Origin of the sequence: Bradyrhizobium sp. HKCCYLR20261, assembly GCF_051168435.1 — a bacterium.
In the GTDB taxonomy this organism is placed as follows: domain Bacteria; phylum Pseudomonadota; class Alphaproteobacteria; order Rhizobiales; family Xanthobacteraceae; genus Bradyrhizobium.
Map to the genome: position 1 here is coordinate 516,919 of NZ_JBNPUZ010000006.1, position 11,921 is coordinate 528,839.

The following is an 11,921-nucleotide window of genomic DNA, read 5'->3' on the forward strand; positions in this document are numbered from 1 at the left end:
CGCCTACGCTTTGCTCGGTCGCCGCGTTCTGCGGGGACGGCGCGGCGGTCTCGTCTCCCCTCCCCCTTGCGGGGAGGGGTCGGGGGTGGGGGTCCACGCGCGCTGAATTTCATGAAGCACACCGTCAATGTTTCCCAGCACATCGCTGTTCCAGAAGCGAAGAACGCGATATCCGAGCGCCTCGATTTGTCGGGTACGGGCGCTGTCCTTCTCCTGCTGCCAATCATGCTGGCCGCCGTCGACTTCGATCACTAATTTCGCTTTTCGGCTGACAAAGTCGACGATGAAGGGGCCAATCTGAGCTTGGCGACGAAAGTGGGAGCCGGCCAGATTGATGTCATGGCGAAGATGCTGCCAGAGGACTCTCTCGGCGTCAGTGGGTTCGGCGCGCATGCGTTGCGCGAATGATCGTCGGCTGTCAGCCATGGTGTTCGATCTCATCACGAGCAGCGGGACTCGGGGACCCCCACCCCCGACCCCTCCCCGCAAGGGGGAGGGGAGCTCACTGTCCGCGCCGTACGAGCGGTGTCCACAACTAACAGATAGTCCCTACCCCAGCTTCCACCCCGCCTCCTGCGCGAAACGCTGGAAGAACTCCGGCTCGTACGCCTGCTCCGGCGACTGGCGCACGCGCATGTCGAGCAGCTTGGCGTCCTCGCCCACCAGAATCCGCCATTGCTCGGCCTTGACGCCATCGAGGATGATCTTCGCCGCCTGCGCGGCGCTCGTCGGCGCATCCTCGAGGAAGCTGCGGGCGCGTTCGCGGGCGGCGTTCTGGATGTCCGTATCGCTCATCGCTGCGACGTCGATGCCCATGCCCTTCATGCGCTGGCGGGCCTGGGCGATCTCGGTGTCGCTGAGCTCGTCGGATTCGCCGCCGCTCTGCACTTTCCGCGAGTTCGATACGATCGAGGTGCCGATATGGCCGGGCATCACCACCGAGCATTTGATGTGCGGGGCGTTGAGGCGGAGGTCGTTGATCAGCGCCTCCGTAAAACCCTTCACCGCGAATTTCGCGGCGCTGTAGGCGGTGTGCGAGACGCCCATGCCGACCGAGGCCCAGAAGCCGTTGACGCTCGAGGTGTTGACGATGTGCGCCTCGTCGGCCTTCAGCAGCATCGGCAGGAAGGTGCGGACGCCGAGATAGACGCCGCCCCAGCAGATGTTGAAGGTGCGCTCCCACTGCTCCCGTGAGTTGCTGAACAGGCTGCCGCCGCCGCCGATGCCGGCATTGTTGAACAGGAGATGGATCTTGTCCGTGGCCTGCTGCTCGGCGAGCTCGTCGCGGAAGCGCTGCAGCTGTGCCTCGATCGAGACGTCGGCAACGTGCGTGGTGACGCGCAGGCCCTGCGGCACCCCATCGGCCCCGCACAGCCGCTTGGTCTCGGCCATCGCCTCGGTCGAGACGTCGCACATCGCGACGTTGCAGCCCTCGGCGACGAGCTGGCGCGCGAGCTCGCGGCCCATGCCCGTGCCGCCTCCGGTGATCACGGCGATCCTGCCGGCGAAATCCTTCATTGCACTTTCTTCCTTCCCTGCTGCGGGCCGCAACGCGCGGCCCCGCTCGTTCTCTTCGCGGAACGCCAGCCGAGCTTAGGACGTTTGACCGGCAAGACCAGAGGAGATGTCCGGGATCAGCATTGCAGCGCAGCAGCAAAAAAACTCATCCTGGAGTTGAACCGCTGCCGAACGCCCCTGACTTATTCCATGGGAAGGCAGGCTCGAGGAGGTTCGCATGGCGTACCAACAGGGGCATTGGCAGGACGAGAGCTGGCACGACACCATGGTCGATCCGGCGGGATCGGGCGACGGCGCCTATCTCACCGGATGGACGATCAGCGGCCTTGCCGTGATCGGCACCATCGTCGCGGTCTGGCTGCTCGGCATCTGACCGGCGCGACGCGCATCATGACGAAGGAAGGCTGCGCCGAGCGTGGCCTACAGCTGCGGTGCGCAGCTTTCTCCTCCGTCATTGCGAGCCACCCGGTCCGCGCGAAGCGCGGCCGGATGACAGGCTCCGCGAAGCAATCCAGAGTCCCCCCACAGCCCCTGGATTGCTTCGCTGCGCTCGCAATGACGTGGATCGAGTCGAGCGTCTCGCGGAGAGTTTGGCGCCCTGAAAAAGTTCTCACAACCGCACTTCGCGAACGTGCTCGCCTGGCTCTCCGAGGGTCTCGCCGGGCTGAACTCGTTGCATACAATTGAAGTCGATTGATTAAAACATAGGCTATCATTTGCTCACGGCATTCGTTGCCCACGCTGCAAGCAATCGCAAAGCAAAGCGCCTTCAGTGACTTAGCTCCTCCGCTCGGCCGAAAGCCCCTGGCACGAAGCTTGCGATCCCCTTGACGGCTGCGCCGTGCCGGCGAAGCCGAGAGGCGCGGGCGCGACAGCCCGCCGAGGGAGCACACCATGGACTTTGGCAGGATTTCACGACGGCATCTGTTGCAGGGTGGCGCGGCGCTGACGCTCGGCGCAGCCGCGGGCCTGCGGCCGGCCTTCGCGGCGGAGACGACGATCGGTTTCATCTATGTCGGCTCGCGCGACGACTACGGCTACAACCAGGCGCATGCGCAGGGCGCGGCGGCGCTGAAGAAGCTGCCGGGGCTGAAGGTCATCGAAGAGGAGAAGGTGCCGGAGACCGACGCGGTCGAGAAGACGATCGAGTCGATGATCAATCTCGACGGCGCGACGCTGCTGTTCCCGACCTCGTTCGGCTACTACAACCCGCACATGATCAAGATGGCCAACAAGTACCCGAAGCTCCGCTTCGAGCACTGTGGCGGCCTGTGGAGCGAGAAGGATCCGAAGAACGCCGGCTCCTATTTCGGCTACATCGACGAGGCGCAATATCTGTCGGGCATCGTCGCGGGCTATACCTCGAAGAGCGGCAAGCTCGGCTTCGTCGCGGCCAAGCCGATCCCGCAGGTGCTGCGCAACATCAACGCCTTCACACTCGGCGCCAAGCTCGCCAACCCCAAGGCGACGACGCAGGTGATCTTCACCGGCGACTGGTCGATGCCGGTCAAGGAGGCCGAGGCGACCAACAGCCTGATCGACCAGGGCGTCGACGTGCTGACCTGCCATGTCGACGGCCCGAAGACGATGGTCGAGAACGCGGCGCGCCGCGGCGCCTTCGTCACCGGCTATCACGTCAACCAGTCGCCGCTGGCGCCGAAGGCCTATCTGACCGGCGCCGAGTGGAATTGGGAGGCGCTGTATCCGAAGTTCGTCAAGATGCTGGCCGCCGGCGAGAGCATTCCGAACTTCTATCGCGGCGGTCTCAAGGAAGAGCTGGTGAAGACGTCGCCCTATGGCGAGGCCGTCTCCGAGCAGGCGCGCAAGCACGCCGACGAGATCAAGGCCAAATTCCTCGGCGAGGGCTATACGATCTTCAAGGGCCCCATCAAGGACAACAAGGGCAACGTCGTGATCACCGCGGGCACCGAGCGCGGCCAGAAGGACCCCGAGCTCGAGAAGATGGACTATCTGGTCGAGGGCGTGATCGGAGCGACGTCGTGACCACGGAGGCGGCCGATCCGGTTGATGCGGCCGCCATCGCGCCGGCCGCGGACCCAGGCTTTCTGCAGCGCTATAGCGCGAGCATTGAGTACATATTGATCCCGGGCGCGGCGCTGGTCGCCGCGCTCCTGGTGTTCGGCGGGTTCGTGGCGCTGTTCGGCAAGAACCCGATCGATCTGTATTGGTACATGTATTACGGCGCGTTCGGCACCTGGTTCTCCTGGCAGAACACGCTGAGCCGCGCCGCGCCGTTGATCCTGACGGCGCTGTGCACCGCCCTGCCCGCGCAATTGGGCATGGTGATCATCGGCGGCGAGGGCGCGCTGCTGATCGGCGCGCTGTCGGCGACATCAGCGGCGCTGGCGCTGCAAGGGATGCCGCCGCTCGTCGTGCAGATCGCGATGGTGATCGCCGGGATGACCGGCGGCGGGTTGTGGATCCTGCTGTCCGGTGGTCTCCGCCAGTATCGCGGGGTCAACGAGACCATCTCCAGCCTGCTGCTGGTCTACATCGCGCTCGCCATCCTCAACCATCTCGTCGAGGGCGTGATGCGCGATCCGGCGAGCCTCAACAAGCCGTCGACACGCGAGATCGGCGCCGCCAACATGATCGGCACCATTCCCGGCACCGACGTGCATTGGGGCCTGGTGTTCGGGCTGATCCTGGCGGTCGCGTCCTACGTGCTGATCTATCACACGACCTTCGGCTTCGCCGCGCGCGTGGCCGGCGGCAACATCCGCGCCGCCAAGATCGTCGGCCTGTCCGTCGGCAAGCTGATCCTGACCGTGTGCTTCCTCGCCGGCGCCTGCGCCGGCCTTGCAGGCATGGTCGAGGTCGCCGCGGTGCAGGGCCGCACCAATGCCAACCTCGCGGTCGGCTACGGCTTCACCGGCATTCTGGTGGCTTTCCTGGCGCGGCAGAATCCGCTGGCGATCATTCCCGTGGCGATCCTGCTCGGCGGCATCAACGCGTCCGGTGGCCTGCTGCAGCGGCGGCTCGGCCTGCCCGATGCGTCGGTGCTGGTGCTGCAAGGCATCATCTTCATCTCGGTGCTGGCGAGCGACGCGCTCTACGGGCGCATCGGGTTTCTGAAAGGAAAGTCCTGAGCCATGACTGACGGCAACATCGGACTCTGGACCGTCCCGCTCGCCGTGCTCGGCGGCGCCATCCGCGTCTCCACGCCGTTCCTCTTTGTCAGTTTGGGCGAATGCATCACCGAGCGTTCCGGCCGCATCAACCTCGGCCTCGAGGGCACGCTGGTCATGGGCGCGATGAGCGCGTATGGCATCTCCTATCTCTCCGGCTCGCCATGGCTTGGGGTGCTCGCCGCCGGTCTCACGGGCGCTCTGTTAGGTGCCCTGCATGCCGGCATCTGCTCGCTGCCGCGTGTCAACGACGTCGCGGTGGGCATTTCGTTGATGCTGTTCGGCACCGGCCTCGCCTTCTTCCTCGGCAAGCCGCTGATCGAGCCGACCGCGGCGCGGTTGCCGGCGATCGATTTCGGCTGGTGGAGCGACGTGCCGCAGGTGCGCGCGGCGCTGCGCATCAACGTGCTGTTCCTGATCGGCGTCGCGCTGGCGCCGATCCTGTTCTGGGCGTTCAAGACCACGCGCTGGGGCCTCTTGATCCGCACCGCCGGCGAGAGCGCCGATGCGGCGCGCGCAATGGGCCATTCGGTGCTGGCGATCCGGCTGCGCGCCACCATGGCCGGCGGCTTCCTCGCCGGCATCGGCGGCTCGTTCCTATCGCTGTTCTATCCCGGCAGCTGGAACGAGGGATTGTCATCGGGACAAGGCATCACCGCGGTCGCGCTTGTCATCTTCGCGCGATGGGACCCGATGCTGTGCCTGTGGGCCTCGCTCGCCTTCGGCGGCGCCGCCGCCCTCGGCCCGGCGCTGCAATCGGTCGGCGTCACCTCCGGCTATCATCTGTTCAACGCCGCGCCCTACATCCTGACGCTGCTCATCATGATCATCACCTGCTCGCCCAAGCGCACCCTCAGCGGCGCGCCGGCCGAGCTGTCCATCACGCGGTGATGTGAGTGGGCGATGCGACGAACGTCGGAGCAAACAATCTTTGCGCGGCCATCCTTCGAGACGGCCGCCTGCGGCGGCCTCCTCAGGATGAGGGGTCTTTGCGCGGCGACGCACCAACTCAACCCTCATGGTGAGGAGCGTCGCCCTTGCGACGCGTCTCGAACCATGAGGCCCCATACATGCTGACGGGAGTTTGATTCATGACCCAGCGCACCATCCGCTCCGAGCCCTACGCCTGGCCCTACAACGGCGATCTCCGGCCTGAGAACACCGCGCTGATCGTGATCGACATGCAGACCGACTTCTGCGGCGTCGGCGGCTATGTCGACAAGATGGGCTATGATCTCTCGCTGACCCGCGCTCCGATCGAGCCGATCAAGAAGCTGCTCACGGTGATGCGGGCGCAAAACTTCCTGATCATCCACACCCGCGAAGGCCATCGCACCGATCTGTCCGACCTGCCCGCCAACAAGCGCTGGCGCTCGCAGCAGATCGGCGCAGGCATCGGCGATCCCGGCCCGTGCGGCCGTATCCTGGTGCGCGGCGAGCCCGGCTGGGACATCATCCCCGATCTGGCGCCCCTGCCCGGCGAGATCATCATCGACAAGCCCGGCAAGGGCTCGTTCTGCGCCACTGATCTGGAGCTGATCCTGCGCCTCAAGGGCATCCAAAACATCGTGCTGACCGGCATCACCACAGACGTCTGCGTCCACACAACAATGCGCGAGGGCAACGACCGCGGCTTCGAATGCGTGCTGCTGTCGGACTGCTGCGGCGCGACCGACAAAGGCAATCACGACCACGCGCTGAAGATGATCAAGATGCAGGGCGGCGTGTTCGGCGCGGTCGCGACCTCCTCCGCGCTGATCGAGGCGCTGTCGTGATCGGCGACGATCCGACGCCCTCGGGCACATTCGGCGTCGAGGCCATCGCGATGACGATGCGCTTCGGCGCGTTCACCGCGCTCGACAATGTCGAGCTCAAGGTGCGCCCCGGCTCGTTCCACGCGCTGCTCGGCGAAAACGGCGCCGGCAAGTCGACCCTTGTCAAATGCATCATGGGCTACTACCGCCCGACCGAGGGCGACGTGCTGATCGCCGAGCGCGAGCGCGCGATCAGCAATCCCAAGGACGCCCACGCGCTCGGGCTCGGCATGGTCTATCAGCACTTCACCCTGGTCCCGGCGATGACGGTGGCCGAGAACCTGGTGCTGGCGCGTGACGACGTGCCGGCGGTGGTCAACTGGGCCAAGGAGAAGCAGGCGCTGGAGGCGTTCCTGGCGCGCATGCCGTTCCGTGTGCCGCTCGATGCGAAAGTCTCCGACATCTCGGCTGGCGAGCGGCAGAAATGCGAGATCCTCAAGCAGCTTTATCTCAAGCGCCGCTTCCTGATCCTGGACGAGCCGACCTCGGTGCTGACGCCGGGCGAGGCCGACGAGGTGCTGGGCATGCTGCGCAAGATGGTCGAGGCCGGCGACCTGACCATTTTGATGATCACGCACAAATTCCGCGAGGTGATGGCGTTCGCCGACGAGGTCACCATCCTCCGGCGCGGCAAGCTCGCCGGACGCGGCAAGGTCTCCGAGCTGACGCCCGATGACATGGCGCGGATGATGATCGGCGCCGAGCAGCTCACGGTGCAGCCGTCGCGCACCGGCGAGGCCGGCAAGGTCAGGCTCGAGGTCGAGAAGCTGGTGGCGCGCGACGACGCCGGCGGCCTCGCCGTGCAGGATCTCTCGCTCACCGTGCGCGCCGGCGAGATCGTCGGCATCGCCGGCGTCTCCGGCAACGGCCAGCGCCAGCTGGTCGAGGTGCTAGCCGGCCAGCGCGAGGCCGAGAGCGGCGCGGTCCGCGTGTCGGGCGCGCCCTACTCCGCCACGCGCGAGGAGATGCGGCGGCACAAGATGTCGCTGCTGCCCGAGGAGCCCTTGAAGAACGCCTGCGTCGGCGGCATGAGCGTCGCCGACAACATCGCGCTGCGCGAGTTCGACCGCGCCCCGTTCGCCAGCGGCGGCTGGTGGCTCAACAAATCAGCGTTCCGCAAGGACGCCACGACCAAGATCAACCGCTACAAGATCAAGACCCGCACGCCGGATACGCCAATCTCGGCACTGTCGGGCGGCAACGTGCAGCGCGCGGTGCTGGCGCGCGAGCTCGGCCATGACGTCGAGGTCCTGATCGCCGCCAATCCCTGCTTCGGCCTCGACTTCGCGGCGGTGGCGCAGATCCACGCCGAGATCATGGCCGCCCGCAACCGCGGCGCCGCGGTGCTGCTGGTCAGCGAGGATCTCGACGAACTGCTGGAGCTGTCGGACCGCCTCGTCGTCATGTTCCACGGCCAGCTGGTCTACGAGACCCGCGCCGGCGAGGCCGACCTGACGGAGATCGGCCGGCACATGGCGGGGCATTGAGGCGCCTCTCAACTACCCGACGGCGGATTTCCACTGCACGCGAGATAAGCATGGCACAGCGTGCTCTCTCAACGTCATTGCGAGCGAAGCGAAGCAATCCAGAGTCCCGCATGCCGCCCTGGATTGCTTCGCTGCGCTCGCAATGACGGAGGAAAGAGCGGCGCACAGCCGATGCCGGGACATTGCGCCGCACCCGGACAAACGACCTCAGCGTGTTGACGACTAATTCATCCCGCTACGATAAATTGCGCTCCGGCGGGCTTTGTTTGGCCAGTGATTTGCCGCGCCTGCCGGCATTTTTCCTATTTTCGTTCAAACCTTTAAACAGCAGGTCGACATCATGAAGGCCTATTTCATCGGCGGTGGCATCGGTTCACTCTCAGGCGCAGCATTCATGATCCGCGACGGCGGCGTGGCCGGGCGGGACATCACTTTGTTCGAGAAGCGCCTGCCCTATGGCGGCAGCCTCGACGGCGCCAGGCTTCCGGACGGCTCCTACTCGATGCGCGGCGGGCGCATGCTGACAACCGAGCAATACGAATGCACCTGGGATCTGTTGTCGACGATCCCGAGCGCGTCGCAGCCGTCCGAGAACATCCTCAGCGAAACCGAGATGTTCAACAAGCTGCACGTCACGCATGCGCAGGCGCGGCTGGTCGACCGCAACCGGCACAAGGTCGACGTCTCCACCATGGGCTTCTCGATGCAGGACCGCATCGAGATGACCAAGCTCACCGAAACCCCGGAGGACAAGCTCGGCAACTCGCTGATCTCGGACTGGCTGTCGCCGCCGTTCTTCACCACGAATTTCTGGCTGATGTGGCAGACGGCGTTCGCCTTCCAGCCGTGGCACAGCGCGGTCGAGTTCAGGCGCTACATGCGCCGCTTCATGAACGAATTCCCGACGATGAATACGCTCGGCGGCGTCAAGCGCACGGTCTACAATCAGAACGACTCGATCGTGAAACCGCTGATGCGCTGGCTGGAGGAGCACGGCGTCAACTTCGTCGGCGGCGCCGATGTCACCGACATCGCGCTCGTCACGGAGAACGGCAAGCATCGCGCCACGCGGCTCGACCTGACGCAGAACGGCGCCAGCCGCTCAATCGAACTCGCCCCCGACGATCTCGTGTTCTACACGGCGGGCTCGATGACCGATGCGACCAGCCTCGGCAGCCACGACAGCGCGCCGAAGCAATTGACCAAGGAGGACAGCCACGGCTGGGCGTTGTGGGAGAAGCTCGCCGCCGGCCGGCCCGAATTCGGCAATCCCGCGATCTTCAACTCCAACATCCCGGAATCCAGCTTCGAATCCTTCACGGTCACCTGCCGCAATCCGCGCTTTTTCGATGCGATGCAGAATTTCAGCGGCAACGTCGCCGGCACCGGCGCGCTGGTGTCCTTCTCCGACTCCAATTGGCGGATGTCGATCGTGCTGTACACGCAGCCCTATTTCCCGGACCAGCCGGCCGACATTCAGATCTTCTGGGGCTATGGGCTCTATCCCGATCGCGTCGGCAATTTCGTGCCCAAGCCGATGTCGGAATGCAGCGGCGCCGAGATCCTGAAAGAGCTGTGCGGGCATCTGCGCTTCCCGCTCACGGTGTTCGACGACGCCACCTGCGTGCCGTGCTGGATGCCCTACATCATGAGCATGTTCATGCCGCGCAGCCCGGGCGACCGGCCGCTGCCGGTGCCGGCCAATTCGCAGAACCTCGCCTTCATCGGCCAGTTCGTCGAGCTGCCGGAGGACGCCGTGTTCACCATCGAATATTCGGTGCGCGCTTCCATGCACGCGGTCTATCAGCTCATGAAGATCGATCGCGCCATTCCGCCGGTCACCCCGTGGGACAAATCGCTGAAAGTGCTGGCGCAGGCCGCCATCAAATCTTTCGCCTGAGCCCGCGCGCGAGATCGTGATCGACCGTGGCTCGCCGCGGTTGATCTGAATCAGTTCCGCCGGGACACACGGCCGCTAACCCCGGATCGGTACAGACGATCCGGGTGATCCATCATGAAGGCTTATTTCATCGGCAGTGGCATCGGCGCGCTGGCAGGCGCGGCGTTCCTGATCCGCGACGGCGGCGTCGCGGGACACGACATCACGATCTTCGAAAAGAACCTGCCGTTCGGCGGCAGCCTCGACGGCACGCAGCTGCCGGACGGCTCGTTCTCGCTGCGCGGCGGCCGCATGCTGACGACCGATCACTACGAATGCACCTGGGACCTGCTCTCGACGATTCCTGGCTCGAACGATCCCAACCGCACCGTGCGCGATGAGACCATCGCCTTCAACAAGGACCACGTCGCGCATTCGCAGGCCCGCCTTGTCGATCGCAATCGGCACAAGATCGACGTCTCCACGATGGGCTTCTCGATGCAGGACCGGCTCGAGCTCGTGAGGCTGACGGAAGCCTCGGAGGAGAAGCTCGGCAAGTCCCGCATCACCGACTGGCTGTCGCCGCCGTTCTTCACCACGAATTTCTGGTTCATGTGGCAGACGACCTTCGCCTTCCAGCCGTGGCACAGCGCCGTCGAGTTCGAGCGCTATCTGCATCGCTTCATGAACGAGTTTGCGCGCATCGAGACCCTCGCCGGCGTCAAGCGCACCGTGCTCAATCAGTACGACGCGATCGTCGTGCCGCTGATGAAGTGGCTCGAACAACACGGCGTCAATCTCGAAGGCGACGTCGACGTGACCGACATGGCGATCGGCACCGAGGCCGGCAAGCATGTCGTCAGGCAGCTGACGCTCGACCGCAACGGCCGCAGCGAGGCGCTCGCCGTGTCGCCAGATGATCTCGTGTTCTTCCAGAACGGCTCGATGACGGATGCCACCAGCCTCGGCTCGCAACATGCGCCGCCGTCGCGCCTGACCAAGCGCGAGAGCAAGGGTTGGGCACTATGGGAAAAGATCGCGCAGGGCCGTCCCGAATTCGGCAATCCCGCCGCGTTCAACGCATCGATTCCGGAATCCTGCTGGGAGTCGTTCACCGTCACCTGCCGCAACGCGCAGTTCTTCGATGCGATGGAAGCCTTCAGCGGCAACAAAGCCGGCACCGGCGGCCTCGTCACCTTCACCGACTCCAACTGGCTGATGTCGATCGTGCTCTATCACCAGCCGCATTTCGTCGGCCAGCCGAAGGACGTCCAGGTGTTCTGGGGCTATGCGCTGCATCCCAACCGCATCGGCAATTTCGTGCCGAAAGCGATGGCGGATTGCAGCGGCGCCGAGATCTTGAAGGAGCTGTGCGGCCATCTGAATTTCGAGCTGTCGGTGTTCGACAATGCGAGCTGCGTGCCGTGCCGCCTGCCCTACATCACCAGCATGTTCATGCCGCGAAGCAAGAGCGACCGGCCGCTGCCGGTGCCGGCGAATTCCAAGAACCTCGCCTTCGTCAGCCAGTTCGTCGAGATCCCCGACGACGTCGTGTTCACGGTGGAATATTCGGTGCGCGCGGCGCAGATGGCGGTCTATCAGCTGCTCGACATCAACAGAGCCATTCCGCCGATCACGCGCCACGACAAATCGTTCCGCGTGCTGATCGAGACCGTGGAGAAGGCGTTCGCCTGACGTCGCGGCGCGCGACGCCACCGCCAAAACGAGCGCGCCCGGATCTGGCTGATCCGGGCGCGTCCACAGCTCGCCACTATGTATCCTAGCGTGAATTCGTCAGTAGCCCAGCAGAGCGAGGCCGACATAGCTCACGGCAAACAACGACACGACCGATGTTGCAGCGGCGAAAACGGACAATGAGACTTTCAAAGTCTTGAGGACCATACGCGCCTCCTTCAACGATAAAAGCTGCCATCGGGATAAACCCCGAGGCCGATCCAAAATTTCCTGAAAAATCGACTCGACGGGAGCCGAACATCAGGTTGGTGCGCACGTCTGCGCGAAGGTTCAATGCCGGGGCCACAGTCCCCCGATCGCTCGCGACATCAACGTTAAA

General features: G+C 64.8%; 10 protein-coding genes. 8 read left to right on the plus strand and 2 right to left on the minus strand.

Annotation, left to right across the window (positions count from 1 at the left end; translation table 11 throughout):
- Window positions 1-3 precede the first annotated feature (3 nt).
- Both ACQR1L_RS17775 and ACQR1L_RS17780 read right to left on the minus strand, forming a co-directional pair.
- Window positions 4-426 (minus strand): endonuclease domain-containing protein, encoded by a 423-nt coding sequence (locus ACQR1L_RS17775; RefSeq protein WP_434859214.1) that lies wholly within the window; start codon window positions 424-426, stop codon window positions 4-6.
- Between the two features lie 123 nt (window positions 427-549).
- Window positions 550-1,518 carry an SDR family NAD(P)-dependent oxidoreductase gene (locus ACQR1L_RS17780; RefSeq protein ID WP_434859215.1) on the minus strand — a complete coding sequence of 323 codons (969 nt, stop codon included), beginning with the start codon at window positions 1,516-1,518 and terminating at the stop codon, window positions 550-552.
- Window positions 1,519-1,735: 217 nt separating this feature from the next.
- Between ACQR1L_RS17780 and ACQR1L_RS17785 the strand changes: the two genes are divergently transcribed.
- The 8 genes from ACQR1L_RS17785 to ACQR1L_RS17820 all read left to right on the plus strand — a co-directional run bounded on the left by ACQR1L_RS17785 (window position 1,736) and on the right by ACQR1L_RS17820 (window position 11,542).
- Window positions 1,736-1,891, plus strand: coding sequence for a hypothetical protein (locus tag ACQR1L_RS17785; RefSeq protein ID WP_434859216.1), 156 nt, complete (start codon window positions 1,736-1,738; stop codon window positions 1,889-1,891).
- Window positions 1,892-2,412: 521 nt separating this feature from the next.
- Window positions 2,413-3,522 (plus strand): BMP family ABC transporter substrate-binding protein, encoded by a 1,110-nt coding sequence (locus tag ACQR1L_RS17790; RefSeq protein WP_434859217.1) that lies wholly within the window; start codon window positions 2,413-2,415, stop codon window positions 3,520-3,522.
- Entirely contained in the window at window positions 3,519-4,628 is a 1,110-nt protein-coding gene (locus ACQR1L_RS17795) for an ABC transporter permease (RefSeq protein WP_434859218.1), read from the plus strand. The genes ACQR1L_RS17790 and ACQR1L_RS17795 overlap by 4 nt, the downstream gene beginning before the upstream one ends.
- A gap of 3 nt (window positions 4,629-4,631) precedes the next feature.
- Window positions 4,632-5,558: an ABC transporter permease gene (locus ACQR1L_RS17800; protein WP_434859219.1), complete on the plus strand. Its 927-nt coding sequence runs from the start codon at window positions 4,632-4,634 to the stop codon at window positions 5,556-5,558.
- Between the two features lie 200 nt (window positions 5,559-5,758).
- A complete protein-coding gene (gene biuH, locus ACQR1L_RS17805; protein ID WP_434859220.1) occupies window positions 5,759-6,442 on the plus strand; it encodes a biuret amidohydrolase in 684 nt (227 codons plus the stop codon).
- Window positions 6,443-6,492: 50 nt separating this feature from the next.
- Window positions 6,493-7,968 carry an ABC transporter ATP-binding protein gene (locus ACQR1L_RS17810; RefSeq protein WP_434859254.1) on the plus strand — a complete coding sequence of 492 codons (1,476 nt, stop codon included), beginning with the start codon at window positions 6,493-6,495 and terminating at the stop codon, window positions 7,966-7,968.
- A gap of 304 nt (window positions 7,969-8,272) precedes the next feature.
- Window positions 8,273-9,868 (plus strand): oleate hydratase, encoded by a 1,596-nt coding sequence (locus tag ACQR1L_RS17815; protein ID WP_434859255.1) that lies wholly within the window; start codon window positions 8,273-8,275, stop codon window positions 9,866-9,868.
- 114 nt (window positions 9,869-9,982) lie between these two features.
- Window positions 9,983-11,542 carry an oleate hydratase gene (locus tag ACQR1L_RS17820; protein ID WP_434859221.1) on the plus strand — a complete coding sequence of 520 codons (1,560 nt, stop codon included), beginning with the start codon at window positions 9,983-9,985 and terminating at the stop codon, window positions 11,540-11,542.
- The last annotated feature ends 379 nt before the right edge of the window (window positions 11,543-11,921 follow it).

Excerpts from the sequence above, each read along its gene's own strand:
- ACQR1L_RS17780 (WP_434859215.1), bottom strand. The coding sequence starts at position 1,518 with ATGAAGGATTTCGCCGGCAGGATCGCCGTGATCACCGGAGGCGGCACG.
- ACQR1L_RS17790 (WP_434859217.1), top strand. The coding sequence starts at position 2,413 with ATGGACTTTGGCAGGATTTCACGACGGCATCTGTTGCAGGGTGGCGCG.
- biuH (WP_434859220.1), top strand. The coding sequence starts at position 5,759 with ATGACCCAGCGCACCATCCGCTCCGAGCCCTACGCCTGGCCCTACAAC.
- ACQR1L_RS17775 (WP_434859214.1), bottom strand. The coding sequence starts at position 426 with ATGGCTGACAGCCGACGATCATTCGCGCAACGCATGCGCGCCGAACCC.
- ACQR1L_RS17810 (WP_434859254.1), top strand. The coding sequence starts at position 6,493 with ATGACGATGCGCTTCGGCGCGTTCACCGCGCTCGACAATGTCGAGCTC.
- ACQR1L_RS17800 (WP_434859219.1), top strand. The coding sequence starts at position 4,632 with ATGACTGACGGCAACATCGGACTCTGGACCGTCCCGCTCGCCGTGCTC.
- ACQR1L_RS17785 (WP_434859216.1), top strand. The coding sequence starts at position 1,736 with ATGGCGTACCAACAGGGGCATTGGCAGGACGAGAGCTGGCACGACACC.
- ACQR1L_RS17820 (WP_434859221.1), top strand. The coding sequence starts at position 9,983 with ATGAAGGCTTATTTCATCGGCAGTGGCATCGGCGCGCTGGCAGGCGCG.